Here is a 20646-nt window from a genome sequence, read left to right as displayed (position 1 = left end):
CCCCGGCGGGGACCAGGCGGCAGGCGCACCTTTCACTCCTTTCAGGACGGCAGGCCATCAGCGGCAGCAGCCGCCGGCAGACGCAGGCCTTTTACGGATTGCTGGCCTCCACAAATGCGTCGGCAGCTTCCTGGGCGGGGGTGCCATTGACCATGATCTGCTGCAGCATATTGAACCAGTTCTGACGCTGTGCCGTCCAGTTGGGGGCCACATTGTAGTAATCACCCAGGTAGGGCATCAGGGCTGCGAACTCGCCCATCTGCTCGGCCTGGTCGGTGCCTTCGTACACGTCGCCCAGGGAATCCTTCACGGGGAAGAAGCCGGTCAGGCGGACGCTCTCGGCAGCCTGGTCTGCATCGTCGCAGACGAACTTGATAAAGGTCTTGGCAGCCTCAATGCGGGCGTCGTCGCCGCTGTTGAAGATGCCGAAGCCCCAGATACCGCCGCACAGCTCAGGCACGCCGTCATCGGAGGGGAATGCCATGGCATACGGGGTGAAGGTGACCTGGGAAGCATACTGGGCCTTGTTGGACGCGTTCCAGCAGAAGGTGACGGCGGCGGTGCCGTTGGCGAACTGCTGCAGCTCGTCTGCTGCCTGGAAGCCGGCGTTGGCGTTCAGGCTGCGGTTGTCCACCATGCTCTTGAGCAGCTCCAGAGCCTTGACGTTCTCGGGGCTGTTGACGGTGTACTCAGTGTGCTCGGGGTTGGTGTATGTACCGGAGTAGAGGTTGTTCACCAGTGCGCGGGTGCCCTGGTCGCCGCCCTGGCCGCCGCAGTACAGGATGCCGGGCACAGCTGCCAGGCCCGAGTCACGGATGGTCTCCATGGCCTTGACAAAGTCGTCGGTGGTCCAGGTGCGGGTCTCCTCGTCCAGATACTGCAGAGCGCCGGCCTGCTCAAAGACCTCATAGTTGATGGCCATGCAGTGGGTGGTCATGCACAGGGGGTACTCATAGTAAGCGTCGTTCAGCTTGCAGGCGCCGACCACAGACTCGCTGACGGCGGCGATGTCCTCCTCGGTCTCGCTCCACAGGTCGCTCAGGTCCACCATCAGGTTGTTGGCGCCCCAGTTGGTCACCAGACGCTCGGGGCCTTCCATGATGATGTCGGGGGTCTCGTTGGCGGTGATGGCCGAGGTGACCAGGTTGTCGCCGTTCTGGTAGTCCAGCGTCTCATAAGTGACGGTGATCTCAGGATGGACCGCATTGAAAGCGGCGATGATGTCGTCCAGCTTGGACTCGGTGCCGCCCCAGGAACCGATGGGATAGGTCCACAGGGAGATCGACACATTGCCGCCGGATGCAGCCGTGCTGGCAGCAGTGGAACTGGCGGGGGCCGCGGTGCTGCTGGAACTGGAACCGCCGCAGGCAGCCAACAGGCCCGCCGCGCCGGCTGCACCTGTGACCTTCAGGAAATCCCGACGTGAAATTGCTCTTTTCATAGTGTCCTCCTTTTATCTTGCCGAACTGTCCATACCGGCACTGTCCACGATCGGGCGCTCGTGTGCGCCGCCCGATCCTCTTGTACATCATTTTACAAACAAGTCAGAAAGAAGTCAATACTTTTTGTGTATTTTTTTGAAAAAAATTTTCATCCGTTTTTGTTTATGATGTATCATTTTCAAAGAGAGGCAAAAAAGCCCCGGAAGGGCAAGCAGTCCCCCTTCCGGGTCAAATGTGTTTGGCAGCCAGCGCGTCGGCCACATCCCGGCGCACCTTTTCCACCTTGTCTTCCTGGCGGCGGCACACCTCAGTGAACAGCGCATCGATCAAAAACAGCTGTGCCATACGGGCCGGCACCGAGCCCAGCTGCAGCGGGCCTTCGTTGGCCCCGCACTGCAGGATCACATCCGCATAGGCGCAGGCAGGCGACTTGGGGAAATGGGTCACCAGGATAGCGGGCACGCCCCGCTGGTGAGCCAGCTCCAGCAGTTCCACCGACTCGCGGGTGGCGCCGGAATAGGAAAAGAACAGGATGGCGTCCCGGGGCGTGAGGGCGGTGACCGACACGATCTGGATGTGGGAATCGCTCAGCGCAAAAAAGCTCATGCCGGCCGTGGCAAAAATGTGGGCCGCCTCCTCTGCCATGATCATCGAACCGCCCTGGCCCATGCACAGCACCTTGTCCGCCCGGGTCAAAAGGTCGGCCGCCCGGATGATCTCCTCCGGCCGGATCAGGGTCAGGGTCTGGGAGATGGCGTCCACCTCGGCGCCGTACAGCTTATGGCACATCTCCTGGATGTCATCGTCCGGGGTCACTTCGCCGCTGAGGAACGGGATGCCCCGGCGCCGGGCCACGTTGTTGGCCAGGGCCAGCTTGAAGGCATTGTATCCCTTATACCCCAGCTTGCGGCAAAACCGGGTAATGGTGGCCTCGGCCACGCCGCTGGCTTCGGCCAGGTCTGAGATGGACATGATCTGTGTGCCCGGCTGATGGTCGGTGATGTAGTCCGCCACCTTCCGTTCCGAGGTTGTCAGCTGGTAATATTCGGCGCTGATCCGTTCCATAACGTTGCGTAAATCGGTGGACATGAAGGACCTCCTTTTCTGTGTTGGCACGGCTGCACCCGCCGGCAGCCGCGGCTTCTCCTCCGCCCGGCGCACGCCCGGGCGGCCGGTCCTGTACAGGGGCGTCCCCCACCCCGCCGGAATGGACGGCCCTGCACGGTATCCAATAAAATAGTACCATGTTTGCGGCCCGTTTGCAAACCTCAAGGGGCAAAGAAATGCAAAAAATATCCCAAAAATGTCAAAAAACAGCTTGCGTCCGGTCCCGGCTTTTCAAATTCCGCATGGATTTGAAAAAAATTTTCAATTTTCCTCTCTTTTCCCCCTCCGGCGGGTGACATTTGCCTCCGGATATGGTAGTATGGTAACAAGCGCTCCCCTTCTGGGCGCAATGGAAGGAGACTTATCGTATGTCTGGCGGCATCTTCAACCCCGAGAACCGGTTCTGGCAAACCCTGGACCATCTGTCCGACTTTCTGATCCTCAGCCTGCTGTGGCTGCTGTGCTCGCTCCCCCTGGTGACGGTGGGGGCGGCCACCGCCGCCCTCTACGATGCGGTGGCCCACTGTGTGCGCGGCCCCGAGACCCTGCCCTGGCGGCGGTTTTGGCAGACCTTCAAGCGGGAGCTGCCCTGCGCCTGCATCGTCACCCTGGCCTGGGGCGCATTGCTGATGCTGCTGGCCAACGCCCTGCTGCTGATTCGGACCGCAGTGACGGCCGGCGCTCCGGGCGCCGTGGCGGTGCTGCTGTTCTGCCTGGTCCTGATGATCCTGCCGGTGGGGGCGGCCTGCTGGATGTTCCCCCTGCTGTCCCGGTTCGACTTCCGTCCGGTGGGGCTGATGCTCACCGCCCTGCGGCTGACCGTGGGCTGCCTGCCCCGCACCCTGGGCCTTGTGGCGGTCCTGTTGGTGTCGGCGCTGCTGGTACGGACCCTTTTGATCCCCATCGTGCTTGTGCCGGGGGTAGCAGCCTGGCTGTTCGCCGCCCTGCTGGAACCGGTGTTCCGCCGCTACCAGGCCCCCTCTGGGGAGGATGACCCGGAGGACCCCGACGAGGACGCCCCCGACGTATGATCCCATACAGCAAAAGGCCCCGGCCGGACGGCGCGTGCGTCCAGCCAGGGCTTTTTTGTTGGGAGCGTTACAGGGCGCCGCGCTGCACATTGCAGTCTGGACAATCCCGCGCCCGCGCTGTATACTGGAGAAAAAGAGGAAACGAAGGGGGTTGCCTTATGCTGGATCTCATCGGCGATGTATTGGAATTTTTCCTGGTGGAATGGTTTGACTGGATGCACAAAAAGCACAAGGTCGCCTGGGTGCTGCTGGAAGTGGGCGTTCTGGTGCTGGTGGGCGGCTGCGCGGTTCTCTGCCTGCTGGGCGGCGCCGTGGTGCAGGGGGTGCTGCTGGCTCTGGTGAGCCTGGCCTGGCTGACCCTCTTTCTGTATGCGCTGCGGCGCACCCCCACCGACCAGCACATCCGAAAAGGGGGACGGCGGGAATAAAGGCCGCCGCCTTCCCCGGCAACGCAGAAACGGACCGGCACATCACGCACCGGTCCGTTTTTTCGGGTCGTTTTTTCAGTCCAGGCTGAGCACCAGCGCCTCATAGGGGCGCAGGGCGGCGGCAGGGGCCGCGTCGGGGTAGTTGCCCAGCAGCACCCCGGCGTCCTGCCACTGTGCAGGCAGCTGTACGGGGGCCTCATGGCCGGTCAGGTTGCACAGCACCAGCAGCTGGCTGTCCCCATCCCAGCGGCGGTAAGCCAGCAGGTCCGGGTCGTCTTTGTACAGGAATTCGATCTGTCCCTCACTGATCACCCGGTGCTGCTTGCGCAGGGCCACCAGCTTTTTGTAATAGCTGTAAACCGAGTCCGGGTCGTCCACCTGGGCGGCGGCGTTGATGGCGGGGTAATTGTCCACCACGCCGATCCAGGGGGTTCCAGTGGTAAAGCCTGCATGGGTGGTGCCGTCCCACTGCATGGGGGTGCGGCCGTTGTCCCGGCTGCGCTGCTGGATGATCTCCATTGCCTCGGCGGAGCTCTTGCCCTGCTGCTGCAGGATCTGGTAATAGTTCAGGCTCTCCACATCCCGGTACTGGTCGATGGACCGGAAGTGGCAGTTGGTCATCCCGATCTCCTCCCCCTGGAAGATATAGGGGGTGCCCCGCATCAGATGGGTAGCGGTGCCCAGCATCTTGGCGCTCTCTTTCCAGTACCTGCCCTCATCCCCAAAGCGGCTGACCGCCCGGGGCTGATCGTGGTTGCACCAGAACAAAGCGTTCCAGCCATGGCCGGCCTGCATCCCCTCCTGCCACTGGGCAAAGAGGTTTTTCAGGGCCATGTGGTCGGCGGGCATCAGGGTCCACTTGTCCCCGTTCCTGTAGTCCACCTTCAGGTGGTGGAAGCTGAAAGTCATGGTCAGTTCATGGCGGTCCGGGTCGGTGTAGCCGATGCAGTTTTCCAGGCTGGTGGAGGACATCTCCCCCACCGTGATCATCCCGTCAATGCCTCCGGCGGCCACCAGCTCCTGCAGATAGCGGTGGACGTTGCGCCCGTCGGTATAGAACCGGCGGCCGTCCCCCTGGTGGTCATCCTCATACACCTCGGGTTTGGAGATCAGGTTAACCACATCGAACCGGAACCCCTTGATCCCCTTGTCCTTCCAGAAGCGGAGGATGCCGGCCAGCTCGGCCCGCACCTCGGGGTTTTCCCAGTTCAGGTCGGCCTGGGTGACATCGAACAGGTGCAGATACCACTTGCCCAGCGCGGGCAGATACTCCCAGGCGGGACCGCCGAACTTGGACACCCAGTTGGTGGGGATCTTGTCGGGGCTGCCGTCCTTGAAGATGTAGTAATCCTGGTATTTCCGGTCCCCTGCCAGGGCTTTCTGGAACCACGGATGGGCGGTGGAGGTATGGTTGAACACCATATCCAGCATCAGGCCGATGCCCCGCTTGTCCGCCTCGCGGATCAGGGTCTCCAGGTCCTCCATGGTGCCAAAGCGGGGGTCGATGGCCCGGTAATCGGCCACGTCATAGCCGTTGTCCCGCTGGGGCGAGGGAAAGAAAGGAGTCAGCCAGAGGTAGTCCACCCCCAGGTCTTTCAGGTAGTCCAGCCTGGCGGTGACGCCGGGCAGATCCCCCAGACCGTCCCCGTTGGTGTCACAGAAGGACTTGGGATAGATCTGATACACCACTTTGTCGTGAAAGTTTGCCATGATCGCACTTCCCTTCTTGTATCATCGTTGCTTCTTATCATTTGCCCCGCCGCCCTCTTGGCGCAGCGGCGGATCCGGCTCACACATCAGGCGACGCCCTTTTTCTTGCCCATGATGACGGTGAGGACAAAGGGGATCACAATGGCGATGACCATGCAGATGGCAAAGCTGAGCATCGAGGCGGGCTGGATGGACAGGATGCCGGGCAGGCCGCCCACGCCCACCGAGTTTGCGGTGGTGGAGGTGGCGGTGCAGACCACGCCGGCGATGGCCGAGCCGATCATGCCGCAGAGGAAGGGGAAGTTATACTTGAGGTTGACGCCGAACATGGCCGGCTCGGTAACGCCCAGATAGCAGGAGATGCAGGAGGGCACGTTGACTTCCTGGGCGGCTGCGTTCTTGCGCTGGAGGTAGATCATGCCAAGGACGGCCGAGCCCTGGGCGATGTTGGACAGGGCGATCATGGGCCACAGCATGGTACCGCCGAAGTCGGCCACCAGCTGCAGGTCGATGGCGTTGGACATATGATGCAGGCCGGTGATGACCAGCGGCGCATACACAAAGCCAAAGATGGCGCCGAAGATGACGCGGAAGGGGCCGGAGATGCCGGCATAGACCGCCGAGGAGACCGCCGAGCCGATGGCCCAGCCGATGGGGCCCAGCACAAAGTGGGCGGCCATCACCGACAGCACCAGGCTGCAGAAGGGCACCACGATCATCGAGATGACCGCCGGGCAGATCTTGCGGAAGAACTTTTCAAGGTAGACCAGGGTGAAGGCCGCCAGCATAGCGGGGATGACCTGGGCCTGGTAGCCGATCATGTTCACCTGCACAAAACCGAAGTCCCACTTGGGGATGTCGGCGGCGGCGGTGGTGGCCACCGAGTAGGCGTTCAGCAGCTGGCCGGACACCAGAGTCAGGCCCAGCACAATGCCCAGGCTCTCGGTGGTGCCCATCTTTTTGGTCACCGACCAGCAGATGCACACCGGCAGCATATGGAAGATGGCCTCGCCGATCAGCCACAGGAAGCTGTCCACGCCGCTCCAGAACTGGCTGACCTCGACCAGGGTCTTGGTGCCGTTCTCCAGCAGGTACATGCTGTCGATGCAGTTGCGGAAGCCCAGGATCAAACCGCCGGTGATCATAATGGGGATCAGCGGCGCAAAGATCTCGGCCAGGGCGCTCATCACCTTCTGGGCGCGGTTCTGGTTCTGTTTGGCCGCGCTCTTGACGGCGTCCTTCGAGACGCCCTCGATGCCCGACACGGCCACGAAGTCATTGTAGAAGTCGTTGACCGTGTTGCCGATGATGACCTGGAACTGCCCCGCCTGGGTAAAGGTGCCCTTGGCCGATTTGATCTTCTCGATACGGGGCACATCTGCCTTGGCCGGGTCGTTGAGCACAAAGCGCATCCGGGTGACACAGTGCGACACCGCTGCAATGTTCTCCCTGCCGCCCACTGCCGCCAGCAGCTCTCTGGCGTCCTCTTGGTATTTGCCCATGAAAACATCCTCCTTCAACACACCGCGAACCTGTTCAGTTTTTTGAACATGTTCACATCCATTTCGTTCACGGCCCGATTGTAGCATCTTTGGGAGAGCAAGTCAATGCGCGGACAATATTTTGGCATTGTTACAGCACTTTTTCAGAGCTTGGCACAAACGCGGCCCTTGTAATTTATAAGGTTTTACTGTATACTAAGGTCAAACATTTGAACATGTAGGAGGTGCTTTGGATGCCCAAGGCAAAATTTGAAGGCATTTACCGCAGCATCAAGCAAAAGATTGAGGCGCAGGATTTTCCCTACCAGTCTCTCCTGCCCGCCGAGAGCGAGCTGATCGCCGCCTATGGCTGCGCCCGCAATACACTGCGCCGCGCCCTGGCCGAGCTGACCGCCGACGGCTATCTCCAGCCCATCCAGGGCAAGGGGGTGCGGGTGATCTGGCGGCCCGTGGGCAAGACCGCGTTTCTGATCGGGGTGATCGAGAGCTTCCAGGAGACGGCTGCCCGCAACCACCTGCGCACCGTCACCAAGGTGGTGCAGTTCGAGCAGGTATCCGCCGACGAGCGGCTGGCCTCCCAGAGCGGCTTTATGGTGGGCGAGCCCCTGTGGGCCATCCAGCGGGTGCGCTACCTGGACGGCAAGGCCCTCATCCTGGACTGCAACTACTTTTCCCAGGACATGGTGCCGGGCCTGACCGCCGACATCGCCGCACGCTCCATCTATGAGTACATCGAGAAGGTACTGCATGTGCGCATCACCACCACCAAGCGGAAGGTGACGGTGGAGCGGGCCACCACTCGGGACGAGGAGCTGATGGACCTGAACGGCTACGACAGCGTCGTGGTGGTATCCAGCATGACCTTCGATGCCGACGGCCTGCTGCTGGAGTACACCCAGTCCCGCCACCAGCCCGAATATTTCTGCTTCCAGGACACGGCCACCCGCCGCCGCCAGATCCCCGCCGGGGAGGAATGAACAAAAAAACAGCGAGGCCGGCCGCCCCTTCCCTTTCCGGTCGGGGCGGTCCCTCGCTGTTTTGTTTTGTGCGGATGGGCGCGCTTACGACCGGGGCCCGTCGTCCTCCTTCTGCATCCTGCTGACGTAGGCAGCGGAGGGGTCGTCGTCCGACAGGGGCAGCAGCTCCTCGCTGATCACCGACAGCATCTCTCCAAACTTGGCGCACTCCTCGGGGGTAAAGCGCTCCCGGATGCGGGCCACTGCGCTCTGCACCCGGTCCCCTGCCCCGCAGTATGTCTCATACTTGCGGGTGACGTGCAGGATGTATTCCCGCTTGTCCTGGGCCGAACGGGTCTTTTCCACATAGCCCTTGCGCACCAGGCTGTTGATCTTGTAGGCTGCATTGGGGATGGACACGTGCATGAACGCCGCAAATTCGTTGACGGTGGGGCTGCCCAGAGCCCGGATGGCCTCGGCGGCAAAGATCTCCGCCGCTGTCAGGCCGGTCTCCTGATCCTGGAAGCGGGCAAAAAGCTCGTGGTAAAAGCGGAGGGTGAACTCCTTATATGCTGTTTTTACGATCTGTTCCAGCATTCTGCTCCTCCCACAGGGCCTGGGCCGCGCCGCGGTCCCTGTCGTTGTCAGGTACACTCGGGGCCTTTCACCAGCGCAAAGGTCAGCTCGGCGGTGGCCACCACCTGGCCGTCCACCTCTGCTTTGGCCTCACCGATCCCCACAGGGCCCTTCTGCTTGGTCAGGGTGCAGGTGATCTCCAGTACGTCGCCGGGGGTCACCTGGCGGCGGAACCGTGCGTTCTTGATGCCGCCGAACAGGGCCAGCTTGCCCTTGTTTTCCGGCATGGACAGCAGGGCCACGCCGCCCACCTGGGCCATTGCCTCCACGATCAGCACGCCGGGCATCACATGGTACTGGGGAAAATGTCCCTGGAAAAAGGGCTCGTTGACGGTGACGCACTTGATGCCCTTGGCCCACTTGCCGTCCTCGCCGTCCACGATGCGGTCCACCAGGGCAAAGGGATAGCGGTGGGGCAGGATCTTGGCGATCTCGTCGGAATTGTACTTCATCATACGGCTCAGCCCTCCCACTTCTTGAACAGGACACAGGCGTTGTGGCCGCCGAAGCCCAGCGAGTTGGACAGCGCATAGTGCAGGTCAGCTGCACGGCCCTGGTTGGGCACATAGTCCAGGTCGCAGGCGGGGTCGGGCACCTTGTAGTTGATGGTGGCGGGGATGTAGCCGTCCTTCAGAGCCATGGCGGTGAAGATGGCCTCCACGCCGCCGGCTGCGCCCAGCATATGGCCGGTCATCGACTTGGTGGAGCTGACCGCCAGCTGGTAAGCGTGCTGGCCGAACACCGCCTTGATGGCGGCGGTCTCCCCCGAGTCGTTCAGCGGGGTGGAGGTGCCATGGGCGTTGATGTAGTCCACCAGCTCGGGGGCCACGCCGCCGGCGTCCTCCAGGGCCTGCTGCATGGCCCGGGCGCCGCCCTCGCCGCCGGGGGCGGGAGCGGTGATGTGGTAAGCGTCGCAGGTGGCGCCATAGCCCACCACTTCGGCGTAGATCTTGGCGCCGCGGGCCACAGCGTGCTCGTACTCCTCCAGCACCAGGATGCCGGCGCCCTCGCCCAGCACAAAGCCGTCCCGCTCTGCATCAAAGGGGATGGAAGCGCGGGTGGGGTCGTCCCCCACATGCAGCGCGCGCATGGAGGTGAAGCCGCCGATGGACAGCGGGGTCACACAGGCCTCGGTGCCGCCGCACAGGGCCACCTCGGCGTAGCCGTCCCGGATGTGGCGGAAGGCGTCGCCCACCGCGTTGGAGCCGCCTGCGCAGGCGGTGACGGGGCAGGTGCACATTCCCTTGAAGCCAAACTCGATGGCGATGCGGCCTGCGGCCATATTGGCGATGTTGGACGGGATATAGAAGGGCGAAGCCTTGTCAAAGCCCTTCTGCAGGCAGCGGGTCTGCTCGCTCTCGGTGGTGGAGATGCCGCCAATGCCGCTGGACACGATGACGGCGCAGCGGGTGCTGTCCTCCGCCTCCATGTTCAGGGCGCTGTCAGCCATGGCCTCCTTGGCTGCGGCCACTGCAAACTGGGAGTAGCGGCCCATATGGCGCACTTCCTTCTTGTCCAGCACGGCGGTGGGGTCCCAGTTCTTGACCTCGGCGGCCAGATGGACCTTCTGAGCCGACGAGTCGTACTGGGTGATGGGGGCGATGCCGCACACCCCGTCCCGCACAGCCTGCCAGCTCTCAGCGACATTGTGGCCCACAGGGTTGATGGTGCCCATGCCGGTGATAACAACTCTGCGTTTTTCCATCTTTCGCATTCCTCCTCACATTCCCATGCCGCCGTCCACGCTCAGCACCTGGCCGGTGATGTAGCCTGCCTCCTCCGAGGCCAGGAAGGCCACGGCGGCAGCCACGTCCTCGGGGGTGCCGGGACGGTTCACCGGGATGGTGGACAGCATGGCCTGCTTGGCAGCGTCGGGCAAAGCGGCGGTCATATCGGTGGAGATGTAGCCGGGGGCCACCGCATTGACGGTGATGCCGCGGGCGCCCATCTCCTTGGCCAGGGACTTGGTCATACCGATCAGGCCGGCCTTGCTGGCGCAGTAATTGATCTGGCCGGGGTTGCCGCGCAGGGCCACCACCGAGCTCATGTTGACGATGCGGCCGTAGCGCGCTTTCATCATGGGGCGGATGGCAGCCTTCATGCACAGAAAAGCGCCCTTGAGGTTGGTCTGGATGACCTTGTCAAAGTCCTCTTCCTTCATGGCCATGGCCAGACCGTCCCGGGTGATGCCGGCGTTGTTGACCAGGATATGGATGCCGCCCAGTTCCTTGACGGCGGTATCGATCAGGGTCTTGGCGGCGTCGGGGTCTGCCACGTCCCCCTGGACGGCCCGCGCCTGCACGCCCAGAGCTTCCAGCTCCTGCAGCGTCTGCTGGGCGGCCGTAGCGTTGCCCGCATACGAAAAGACAACGTTGGCGCCCCGGCGGGCAAGCTCCAGACAGATGGCCCGGCCAATGCCGCGGCTGCCGCCGGTGACGACGGCGGTCTTTCCACTCATGCTGCCCATATCATTCTCCTTTCAGCGCCGCGCACAAGGCGTCGATGTCGGCGCAGGTCTCCACAGGGATGGTCTTGATGGCGGGGGCGGTCTTTTTGACAAAGCCGCTCAGCACCTTGCCGGGGCCGATCTCCACGATGGTGTCCACGCCCAGAGCCTCCATGCGGCGGATGGTGTCCTCCATGTAGACCGAGGACTGCACCTGCCGCTCCAGCAGGGCGGGGATGGTATCCCCCTCCCCCATCTCGCGGCCCAGGCAGTTGAACAGCACCGGGAACTGCATCGGGCCAAAGTGCTCGGATGCAAAGCGCTGGCGCAGCGCATCCCCGGCAGGGGCCAGCAGAGAAGTGTGGAAGGGTCCGCTGACCTTCAGGGGCAGGCAGCGCTTGGCCCCCAGCTCCTTGGCGCGGGCAGCGGCTGCGTCCACAGCGGCCTTATGGCCGCCGATGACCAGCTGGCCCGGGCAGTTGTAGTTGGCGATCTCCACCACGCCCTCAGACGAAGCGGCCTGGCAGGCGGCCTGCAGCTTGTCCCGGTCCAGGCCCAGCACGGCGGTCATGCCGCAGGGCACGCCGGCGGCTGCCTGGGCCATGGCCCTGCCGCGGAAAGCGGCCAGCTCCACAGCCTGGGTGGCGGTGAATACGCCGGCGGCTGCCAGGGCGGAATATTCGCCCAGGCTCAGGCCGGCGGCATAGTCGGGCCGGATGCCCTTGCCCGCCAGGATGGCGGTCATGCCGGCCGCAAAGGCCACCATGCAGGGCTGGGTATATTCGGTCTGGTTGAGCACCCCGTCCGGGTCGGTGAACGAGACGGTCTTGATGTCGAAATCCAGCCTGGCGCCGTCCAGCACGGCCCGGAATTCAGGGTAGGCCTGGTACAAATCGGCCCCCATGCCGGGGTGCTGGCTGCCCTGGCCCGCATACAAAAACGCTAATTTCATGCCTTGAGTCCTTTCACGGTGGCTTCACAGCCGGCCATCAGCTCCTCAAAGATCTGGCGCAGGGGCCGGATCTCGTGCAGCATACCGGCCACCTGGCCCGACATAAAGCTGCCGGTGTCCAGATCGCCGTCGAACACAGCCCGGCGCAGGGAGCCCAGCGTCAGCTTCTCCCGCTCGGCCAGGGGCATGTTCTCTTTCTCCATCTCCAGGTACTGGCGGGCCATCTTGTTTTTCAGCACCCGCACGGGAGCGCCGGTGGTGCGCCCGGTGACCACGGTGTCGTTGGCGCCCGCCTTGAGCAGGGCCTTCTTATAATTCTCATGGATGGGGCATTCCTCGCTGACCAGCAGGCAGGTGCCCACCTGGACGCCGCAGGCGCCCAGGGCAAAGGCTGCGGCCATCTGACGGCCGTCGGCGATGCCGCCGGCTGCAATGACCGGCGCCTTGACCGCGTCCACCACCTGGGGAACCAGGGCCATGGTGGTCATCTCACCCACATGGCCGCCGCTCTCGGTGCCCTCGGCAATGAAGCCGTCCACATCGTACCGCTCCAGGCGCTTGGCCAGGATGGGGGCAGCCACCACGGGGAACACCTTGATGCCCGCCTCTTTCCAGGCGGGGACATACTTGCCGGGGTTGCCGGCGCCGGTGGTGACCACCTTGACCCCTTCCTCGACGACCACCTTGGCCAGCTCGTCGATGTGGGGATTCATCAGCATCAGGTTGACGCCAAAGGGCTTGTCGGTGGCGGCCTTGGCGGTCTGGATCTCCTTGCGCAGGGTGTCGGCGTCCATGCCGCCCGAGCCGATCAGGCCCAGCGCGCCCGCGTTGGAAACGGCGGCGGCAAAAGCGCCGGTGGCAATGTTGGCCATGCCGCCCTGAATGATGGGGAACTCGGTCCCCAGAAGCTCGTTGATCTTCATAATAGCTCCTTTGTCAAACTGTCAAAAAGCGATGGTGAATTCGGGCTGCCGGCGTCTGTCAGGCCAGCTGCAGCAGGGCGCCGGCCCAGGTCAGGCCGCCCCCGAAGCCGGCGCACAGAGCGCGCTGGCCCGAGCGCAGGGCCCCCGATGTGACCAGCTCGTCCAGCAGCAGGGGGACGCTGGCGGCAGAGGTATTGCCGGTGCGGGCGATGTTGCCGACGCACCGGGCAGGGTCGATCTTGAGCTTTTTGATGGCGTAGTCCAGGATGCGCTGGTTGGCCTGGTGGAACACAAAGCGGTCCACCTGGTCCAGGCTGATGCCGGCCTTGGCCGCCACCTCTTTGGCGCACTTGGGCAGCACGTCCACTGCGAAGCGGAACACTTCCTTGCCGTCCATGTGGATGAAGTTGGGGCTGCCGGTGTTGACGCCGGGGATCATCAGGACCTGGCGGTTGCCCCGGCTGCCCATGACAGCGCACAGGGAGGGGTAATCCTCCCCCCACTCCAGGATGGCCGCGCCGGCCCCGTCCCCAAACAGCACGCAGGTGCTGCGGTCGGTAAAGTCGGTGATGCGGCTGAGCACTTCGCACCCGATCACCAGGCCATACTTGCGCTCGGCCGCAGCCAGTAGGCATTCGGCGGTGTGCAGGCCATACACAAAGCCTGCGCAGGCGGCGTTCAGGTCAAAGCAGACGGTGTCCTCGGGCAGGCCCAGCTCCTTTTGCAGCACACAGGCTGTGGAAGGGGTCATGGTGTCCTGGGTCAAGGTAGCCACCAGGCATACCCCGATCTGCTCGGGACGCAGGCCGCTGCGCTCCAGCGCCTGCCGGGCCGCGGCCAGGCAAAGGCTGGTATGGCACTCTTCCCCGCTGCAAAAGCGGCGGGCCGAGATGCCGGTACGGGTGGAGATCCACTCATCGCTGGTCTCCACCAGCTTTTCCATATCAAAATTGGTCACTTCCCGCACAGGCAGGGCGGACCCGGTGCTGATCAGTTTGATCCCGCTCATAGACGCTCCTTTCTCAGGGCGCCAGCGCCCATCATGCGGAATTTTTTGTAGCGGCCCGCGGCCAGTGCCGCAGGGCTCTGTTTGGACAGGGCGGCCAGTTCTTTGACCAGCAGCTCGTCCAGGGCGCGGTAGACCGCCTGGGGGTCGGTGTGCGCGCCCCCTTCCGGCTCGGGGATGACGCCGTCGATCACCTTCAGCTCCAGCAGGTCGGCGGCGGTCAGCTTCATGACGTCGCAGGCCTCGCTGCTGCGGGAGGAATCCTTCCACAGGATGGCGGCAAATCCCTCGGGGGAGAGCACCGAGTAGACGGCGTTCTCCAGCATAAAGACGCGGTTGCCCACGCCCAGGGCCAGGGCGCCGCCGCTGCCCCCCTCCCCGGTGACGATCGAGATGACAGGCACAGTGAGGCTGGAGGACAGCGCCAGAGTGCTGGCGATGGCCTCGCCCTGTCCATGGGCTTCCGCCTCCAGGCCGGGATAGGCCCCGGCGGTATCGATAAAGGTGACGATGGGACGGCGGAACTTTTCGGCCTGGCGCATCAGGCGCTGGGCCTTGCGGTATCCCTCGGGGGAGGGCATACCGAAGTGGTAGGCCACGTGCTCCTCCAGGGTGCTGCCCTTGCGGTGGCCGATGACGGTGACCGGCTTGCCGTGGAACAGGCCCACGCCGCCCAGAATAGCCCCGTCGTCCCCGCAGCAGCGGTCGCCCCGCTGCTCGAAGAAATCGGTGAACAAAGCCGAGATAAAATCAGGGGTGCCGGGACGGCCCGCATGGCGGGCCAAAGCCACCCGCTGGGCCGGGGTGAGATCATTTGCCACGGCTCTCTCCTCCTTTCCCATGCAGCTTGAGCAGGCGGACCAGGGTGCTGCGCAGCCGGGCCCGCGGCACGATGGCGTCAATGAAGCCGTGCTCCAGCAGGTATTCGGCCCGCTGGAAGCCCTCGGGCAGCTTTTCACCGATGGTCTGCTGGATGACGCGGGGCCCCGCGAACCCGATCAGCGCCCCCGGCTCTGCCAGCATGATATCGCCCAGGCTGGCAAAGCTGGCGGTGACGCCGCCGGTGGTGGGGTGGGTGAACACCGAGATATACAGCCCCCCATGCTCCGAAAAGCGCTGGACGGCAGCGGCGGTCTTGGCCATCTGCATCAGCGAGAGGATCCCCTCCTGCATACGGGCGCCGCCGCTGGCGGAAAACAGGATCAGGGGGAGCTTGTTCTTGTCGGCGTACTCCACCAGACGGGTGACCTTCTCGCCCAGGGCGGCGCTCATGCTGCCCATAAAGAAGCGGCTGTCCAGGACCCCGGCGGCCACCTTCTGGCCCTCGATGCGGCCAATGGCGGTGACCACACCTTCGCCCAGGCCGGTGCGGCGGCGGGTGTTGTCCAGCTTGGCCTCATAGCCGGGGAAATCCAGCGGGTCGCCCGAGACCAGATCCTCGTCCATCTCTTTGAAGCTGCCCTCATCCAGGATCAGGCTGAGGCGGTAATACGCGCCGATGGGGTGGTGATAGCCACACAGCGGGCAGACGTAGCGGTTTTTGACCAGCTCGCGCCGGAGCACCGGTTTGTCGCAGGCCGGGCAGTTTTCCTCGGTATTGGCGGGCACCGACACGCCTGAATCCCGCAGGGCCTTGAGGGACAGCAGCTTATGCCGCCGGCGGGCAAATACAGTGCTCATGCCTTATCCTCCTCATCTCCCGCGCTGCTCCATTTGAGCAGGGTGTCCAGATTCTCGTCCAGGAAGGAGGTGGTGCAGGTGCCTCGCACGAACTCGGGGTGGTAGAGGATCTGATGCAGCAGGTCGGCGTTGTTGGCCGGGCCGTCGATCACCAGCTCCTCCAGCACCCGGCGCATCCGGCGGATGGCCTCCAGCCGGGTGGGAGCCCAGACGATCAGCTTGGCCATCAGGGAGTCATAGTAGGGCGCCAGGGTGCAGCCGCTGTAAAGGCCGGTGTCCACCCGGACGCCGCAGCCGCCCGGCAGATGGACAAAGTCCACTTTGCCCGGGCAGGGCTGGAAGTTTTTGGTGGGGTCCTCGGCATTGATGCGGCACTCGATGGCATGGCCGCGCAGACTGATCTGGTCCTGGCTGTGGGACAGGGGCAGCCCTGCGGCCACCCGGATCTGCTCCCGCACCAGGTCGATGCCGGTGACGAACTCGGTGACCGGGTGCTCCACCTGGATACGGGTATTCATCTCAATGAAATAGAAGTTGCCCTCCCCGTCCAGCACAAACTCGATGGTGCCGGCGTTCACATAGTGGGCGGCCTTGGCGGCGGCCACGGCGGCAGCGCCCATCTTCTCCCGCAGTTCGGGGGTCAGCGCTTTGGAGGGGGACTCCTCCAGCAGCTTCTGGTTGCGCCGCTGGATGGAACAGTCGCGGTCCCCCAGCTGCACCACGCTGCCGTACTTGTCGGCCATGATCTGGAACTCGATGTGCTTGGGGTTGAGGATCAGTTTTTCCAGATACATCTCGCCGCTGCCAAAGCAGGCCACCGACTCGCTGCGGGCCTCCTCGAACAGGGGGATGAGCTGATCGGGCTCAAAGACCCGGCGCATACCGCGGCCGCCGCCGCCGGCGGAAGCCTTGATCAGCACCGGATAGCCGATGCGGTCGGCGATCTCCTTGGCCTGCTGGGCCGTATCCACGGCGCCGTCCGAGCCGGGCACCACCGGCACCCCGGCGGACTGCATCAGCTTGCGGGCCGCGGCCTTGTTGCCCATGGCGCGGATCACGTCCCCGGAAGGCCCAATGAAGGCGATGCCCGCCTCGGCGCAGGCGTCCGCAAAGGCATCGTTCTCGCTCAAAAAGCCATAGCCCGGGTGGATCGCGTCGCAGCCGGCGGCCTTGGCCACCGTCAGGATGGCGTTCATATTCAGATAGCTGTCCGCTGCGCGGGCGGGCCCGATGCAGTAGGATTCCTCGGCCAGCTGGACGTGCAGAGCCTCGGCGTCGGCCTGGGAATAGACCACCACCGGCTCGATCTCCAGCTCACGGCAGGCCCGCAGGATGCGCAGGGCGATCTCGCCTCTGTTGGCGATCAATATACGCTTGAACATCCCTTCACCCTTCCCGGTAACGGATCAGCTGGTCGCCGAAGGACACCAGAGCGCCGTCCTGCTGTAAGACAGCCTCAATGATGCAGTCGCACGGAGCCTTGACCTCGTTCATCATCTTCATGGCCTCCATGAGGCAGACGGTCTGCCCCTTCTGGACCTTGTCGCCCACCTGCACGAAGGGGGGCTGGTCGGGAGAGGGGGCAACGTAGAAGGTGCCCACCACCGGGGCGGTGATGTACAGGCCCTCCTCAACAGCGGGGGCTGCGGCGGGGACGGGGGCAGGGCTGGGTACAGGGGCTGCCGCAGGTGCGGCAGGCGCCGTGGCCGTAACAGCCACGGCGCCCTTACCCATCTCCAGCTCCGTATCTTTGGTATGCAGCTTAAAAGAAGTGAGGCTGCTGGCGTCAAAGCGCGCCATCAGCTCCATGATTTCCTGATTGGTCATAGCGGCTCCTTTCGACACAGAAGCAATGGTGGGGCATCTCCCAAGACGCCAGGGCCCGGAACGGGCCGGCGTCCTGTGTACAGAGATGCAGCTTACTCAGCCTTTTCGGCCTCGTCGGCGTGGTCCTGCAGGTACTGGTACAGGTCGCCCACGGTCTTCAGGTTGGGCAGGTCCTCGTCGGCGATGGAGATGCCAAAAGCCTCCTCCAGAGCCATGGACAGCTCGACGGCAGACAGGCTGTCAGCCTCCAGATCCTCCGCCAGGGTGGCCTCGGGGGTGACCTTGTCGGCGTCGCAGCTCAGAGTCTCAACGATGATTTCCTTAACCTTTTCGAAGTCCATTGTGATTTCTCCTTTTTCACCAAATGTGTTGGATGGTCAAAATTTTTTAAAAAATCATTTTATCTAAAAATTTTTAGAAAAAAGATTTTTACCAGTATTCTAGCAGATTGCTGCTGTTTGTCAAGTGGTTTTTGTGAATTTTTCCATTGAAATTTGTTGCAGTCCCCTCAAAGTTACGGTTTTACAGCCTGGCAAGGCAAAATTTTGGCCGGCGGAGGTTTTTCGGTTGAAGAAGGACGGGAGGATGGTGTATAATCTCCTATATAGATGGGGCGCCCCAAGATCCACTGCGCTGCAGCCTTTTGCGGCGTCAAGGCGGCCCCGGGGCCAAACAGCACAAGAAAGGACCTTTTTATGCCGATCGAGTTTCACGCCCAAAGCAGGACCTTCCATCTCCACAACCGGCAGATGAGCTATATTTTCAAGGTGCTGCCCAGCGGCCACCTGGGCCAGCTGTACTGCGGCAGGGCCATCCACGACCGCTCCAGCTTCGACCACCTGTTCGAGGCGGTCCCCCGCTCCATGTCGGTCTGCTACTTTGACGGAGACCAGAGCTACTCCCTGGAGCACATCAAGCAGGAGTACCCCACCTACGGCACCGGGGATATGCACCTGCCCGCCCTGGACGCCCAGATGCCCGATGGCAGCCGCCTTTTGGACCTGCGCTATCAGGGTCACGCCATCGTTCCCGGCAAGCCTGCCATCCCGGGGCTGCCCGCCACCTATACGGAGGACCCCGCCGAGGCCCAGACTCTTACGGTGGACCTGGCCGACCCGCTGGCAGGGGTCACCGTCACCTTGTCCTATACCCTCTTTGAGCAGCTGCCCGCCCTGGCCCGCCATGCGGTGATCGGGTATACCGGTCCGGGGGTGCTGCGTCTGGAACGCGCCCTGAGCTTCTGCCTGGATCTGCCCGACATGGACTACGAGATGGTGGAGCTGGCCGGCGCCTGGGCCCGGGAACGCCATGTGGTGGCCCGGCCTCTGGCGCAGGGGGTGCAGGGGGTCTATTCCCTGCGGGGCTGCTCCAGCCACCATTTCAACCCTTTCCTGGCGCTCAAGCGCCCCCACGCCACCGAATTCGAGGGCCAGGTGCTGGGCTTCAGCCTGGTGTACAGCGGCAACTTCCTGGCCCAGGCCGATGTGGACCCCTACCACGTCACCCGGGTCACCCTGGGCATCCATCCGCAGAACTTCACCTGGCAGCTGGCGGCGGGCGGACACTTCACCACCCCCGAAGCGGTGATGGTCTATTCCGAGGCCGGCCTCAACGGGATGTCCCAGACCTTCCATCGGCTGTACCGCACCCGGCTGGCCCGGGGCCCCTGGCGGGACAAAGTGCGCCCCATCCTGGTCAACAACTGGGAGGCCACCTACTTTGACTTCACCGAGGACAAGCTGCTGGCCCTGGCCCGCCAGGCCAGGGATCTGGGCATCGAGCTGTTCGTGCTGGATGACGGCTGGTTCACCAACCGCAGCGACGACCACGGCGGCCTGGGGGACTGGGAGATCAATTATCACAAACTGCCCGACGGCCTGCAGGGCTTTGGCCAGAAGCTGCACGACATGGGCCTGCAGTTCGGGCTGTGGATCGAGCCCGAGATGGTCAATGCAGGCACCCGCCTGTGGAACGAGCACCCCGACTGGGTGCTGCACCAGCCCGGCCGCCGCCCCCAGCAGGGCCGCTATCAATATGTGCTGGACTATTCCAATCCCGATGTGGTGGACTGGGTCTTCCACCGTCTGGTCAGCGTGCTGGACGGCGCAGGGGTGGACTACATCAAATGGGACATGAACCGCAGCATCAGCGACGCCTATTCCTGCGCCGTGGGTCCCGCCGGTCAGGGCGCCGTGCTGCACCGCTACATCCTGGGAGTCTACCAGCTGTACAGTCTGCTGACCGAGCGCTATCCCAACATCCTGTTTGAATCCTGCGCCGGAGGCGGCGCCCGCTTCGACCCGGGCCTGCTCTACTATGCCCCCCAGTGCTGGACCAGCGACGACACCGACGCAGTGGAGCGTCTCAAGATCCAGTACGGCACCTCGATGGCCTACCCGGTGTCCAGCATGGGGGCTCATGTGGCGGCCGCGCCCAACCATCAGCTGGGCCGCAGCACTTCCCTGACCATGCGGGCCAACGTAGCCTTCTTCGGCGCCTTTGGGTACGAGCTGGATCTGACCGCTCTGAGCCAGCGCGGCCGGGAACTGGTGGCCCGGCAGGTGGCTTTTGTCAAGCAATACCGCCAGCTGCTCCAGTTCGGCACCTTCTGGCGGCTGCGCAGCCCCTTTGAGGGCAACGAGACGGCCTGGATGACCGTCTCCCCCGACCGCTCCACCGCCCTGGTGGGGGATTACCGGGTGCTGCAGCAGGCCAATGCGGGCTACCGCCGTCTGCCCCTGGCCGGCCTCGACCCCGACCGGCTGTACCAGGTCACCCGCCTCGGCTCGGGGGCCCAGCCCGCCGGCACGCCTCTCACCGCCTACGGGGATGAGCTGATGGCTGCCGGCCTGGTGACCACCGGCGAAGACCCCGCCGCCGAGGGCGACTTTGTCAGCCGCCTCTACCTGCTCCAGCCCGCAGAGCTGTAATATCGTGCCTCTCGCCTGCCCCGGTCTGGCCTGCCCAGCCGGGGCTTTTCTGCGCCCGGCTGCACCCGGA

Annotated in this window: 20 protein-coding genes; 4 read left to right on the top strand and 16 right to left on the bottom strand. The window is 63.7% G+C overall.

What is annotated here, in order from left to right; all coding sequences use genetic code 11:
- Positions 1-91: 91 nt before the first annotated feature.
- A complete protein-coding gene (locus tag B5G12_RS01340; protein WP_087323096.1) occupies positions 92-1441 on the bottom strand; it encodes an ABC transporter substrate-binding protein in 1350 nt (449 codons plus the stop codon).
- Positions 1442-1670: 229 nt separating this feature from the next.
- Positions 1671-2531 carry a MurR/RpiR family transcriptional regulator gene (locus B5G12_RS01335; protein WP_087230564.1) on the bottom strand — a complete coding sequence of 287 codons (861 nt, stop codon included), beginning with the start codon at positions 2529-2531 and terminating at the stop codon, positions 1671-1673.
- 386 nt (positions 2532-2917) lie between these two features.
- On the opposite strand from B5G12_RS01335, the gene B5G12_RS01330 reads away from it, so the two are divergent.
- Both B5G12_RS01330 and B5G12_RS01325 read left to right on the top strand, forming a co-directional pair.
- A complete protein-coding gene (locus B5G12_RS01330; RefSeq protein ID WP_087323093.1) occupies positions 2918-3580 on the top strand; it encodes a DUF624 domain-containing protein in 663 nt (220 codons plus the stop codon).
- Between the two features lie 158 nt (positions 3581-3738).
- On the top strand, positions 3739-4008 hold the full coding sequence (locus B5G12_RS01325; protein WP_087323090.1) for a hypothetical protein: 270 nt from the start codon (positions 3739-3741) through the stop codon (positions 4006-4008).
- Positions 4009-4083: 75 nt separating this feature from the next.
- Here the strand turns inward: B5G12_RS01325 and treC are convergent, their stop codons facing one another.
- Both treC and treP read right to left on the bottom strand, forming a co-directional pair.
- Complete coding sequence (gene treC, locus B5G12_RS01320; RefSeq protein WP_087323087.1) at positions 4084-5718, bottom strand: alpha,alpha-phosphotrehalase; 1635 nt, start codon at positions 5716-5718, stop codon at positions 4084-4086.
- 86 nt (positions 5719-5804) lie between these two features.
- Positions 5805-7220, bottom strand: a complete 1416-nt coding sequence (gene treP / locus B5G12_RS01315) for a PTS system trehalose-specific EIIBC component (RefSeq protein ID WP_087323085.1) — start codon at positions 7218-7220, stop codon at positions 5805-5807.
- Positions 7221-7453: 233 nt separating this feature from the next.
- Here treP and treR point away from each other — a divergent pair, with 233 nt between their 5' ends.
- Complete coding sequence (gene treR, locus B5G12_RS01310) at positions 7454-8197, top strand: trehalose operon repressor (protein ID WP_087230578.1); 744 nt, start codon at positions 7454-7456, stop codon at positions 8195-8197.
- A gap of 84 nt (positions 8198-8281) precedes the next feature.
- On the opposite strand, the gene B5G12_RS01305 is transcribed toward treR, so the two are convergent.
- The 12 genes from B5G12_RS01305 to acpP form a co-directional block, all read right to left on the bottom strand.
- Positions 8282-8773, bottom strand: coding sequence for a MarR family winged helix-turn-helix transcriptional regulator (locus B5G12_RS01305; RefSeq protein ID WP_087230581.1), 492 nt, complete (start codon positions 8771-8773; stop codon positions 8282-8284).
- Between the two features lie 47 nt (positions 8774-8820).
- Positions 8821-9267, bottom strand: a complete 447-nt coding sequence (fabZ, locus tag B5G12_RS01300) for a 3-hydroxyacyl-ACP dehydratase FabZ (protein ID WP_087230584.1) — start codon at positions 9265-9267, stop codon at positions 8821-8823.
- Between the two features lie 5 nt (positions 9268-9272).
- Entirely contained in the window at positions 9273-10517 is a 1245-nt protein-coding gene (gene fabF / locus B5G12_RS01295; RefSeq protein WP_087323082.1) for a beta-ketoacyl-ACP synthase II, read from the bottom strand.
- 15 nt (positions 10518-10532) lie between these two features.
- Complete coding sequence (gene fabG / locus B5G12_RS01290) at positions 10533-11279, bottom strand: 3-oxoacyl-[acyl-carrier-protein] reductase (RefSeq protein WP_204245640.1); 747 nt, start codon at positions 11277-11279, stop codon at positions 10533-10535.
- A 1-nt stretch (position 11280) separates the two neighbouring features.
- The gene (gene fabD, locus B5G12_RS01285) at positions 11281-12210 is read right to left on the bottom strand and encodes an ACP S-malonyltransferase (RefSeq protein WP_087323079.1); all 930 of its coding nucleotides are present in this window, start codon (positions 12208-12210) and stop codon (positions 11281-11283) included.
- Positions 12207-13133 (bottom strand): nitronate monooxygenase, encoded by a 927-nt coding sequence (locus tag B5G12_RS01280; protein ID WP_087230593.1) that lies wholly within the window; start codon positions 13131-13133, stop codon positions 12207-12209. The genes fabD and B5G12_RS01280 overlap by 4 nt, the downstream gene beginning before the upstream one ends.
- Positions 13134-13191: 58 nt before the next feature.
- A complete protein-coding gene (locus B5G12_RS01275) occupies positions 13192-14142 on the bottom strand; it encodes a beta-ketoacyl-ACP synthase III (protein WP_087323076.1) in 951 nt (316 codons plus the stop codon).
- Positions 14139-14960 (bottom strand): acetyl-CoA carboxylase carboxyltransferase subunit alpha, encoded by an 822-nt coding sequence (locus B5G12_RS01270; protein ID WP_242955887.1) that lies wholly within the window; start codon positions 14958-14960, stop codon positions 14139-14141. The genes B5G12_RS01275 and B5G12_RS01270 overlap by 4 nt, the downstream gene beginning before the upstream one ends.
- Entirely contained in the window at positions 14950-15819 is an 870-nt protein-coding gene (gene accD, locus B5G12_RS01265) for an acetyl-CoA carboxylase, carboxyltransferase subunit beta (protein WP_087230603.1), read from the bottom strand. The genes B5G12_RS01270 and accD overlap by 11 nt, the downstream gene beginning before the upstream one ends.
- A complete protein-coding gene (gene accC, locus B5G12_RS01260; protein ID WP_087230606.1) occupies positions 15816-17201 on the bottom strand; it encodes an acetyl-CoA carboxylase biotin carboxylase subunit in 1386 nt (461 codons plus the stop codon). The genes accD and accC overlap by 4 nt, the downstream gene beginning before the upstream one ends.
- 4 nt (positions 17202-17205) lie before the next feature.
- Positions 17206-17646 carry an acetyl-CoA carboxylase biotin carboxyl carrier protein gene (accB, locus tag B5G12_RS01255; protein ID WP_087230609.1) on the bottom strand — a complete coding sequence of 147 codons (441 nt, stop codon included), beginning with the start codon at positions 17644-17646 and terminating at the stop codon, positions 17206-17208.
- A gap of 92 nt (positions 17647-17738) precedes the next feature.
- Positions 17739-17987 carry an acyl carrier protein gene (gene acpP / locus B5G12_RS01250; RefSeq protein ID WP_087230612.1) on the bottom strand — a complete coding sequence of 83 codons (249 nt, stop codon included), beginning with the start codon at positions 17985-17987 and terminating at the stop codon, positions 17739-17741.
- 354 nt (positions 17988-18341) lie between these two features.
- Between acpP and B5G12_RS01245 the strand changes: the two genes are divergently transcribed.
- Positions 18342-20576: an alpha-galactosidase gene (locus B5G12_RS01245; RefSeq protein WP_087323073.1), complete on the top strand. Its 2235-nt coding sequence runs from the start codon at positions 18342-18344 to the stop codon at positions 20574-20576.
- Positions 20577-20646 lie beyond the last annotated feature (70 nt).

It is taken from the genome of Faecalibacterium sp. An58 (assembly GCF_002161515.1).
Lineage (GTDB): Bacteria > Bacillota > Clostridia > Oscillospirales > Ruminococcaceae > Faecalibacterium > Faecalibacterium avium.
The sequence above is the reverse complement of the archived record's forward strand: the minus strand, read 5'-3'. Positions and strand labels throughout refer to the sequence as shown.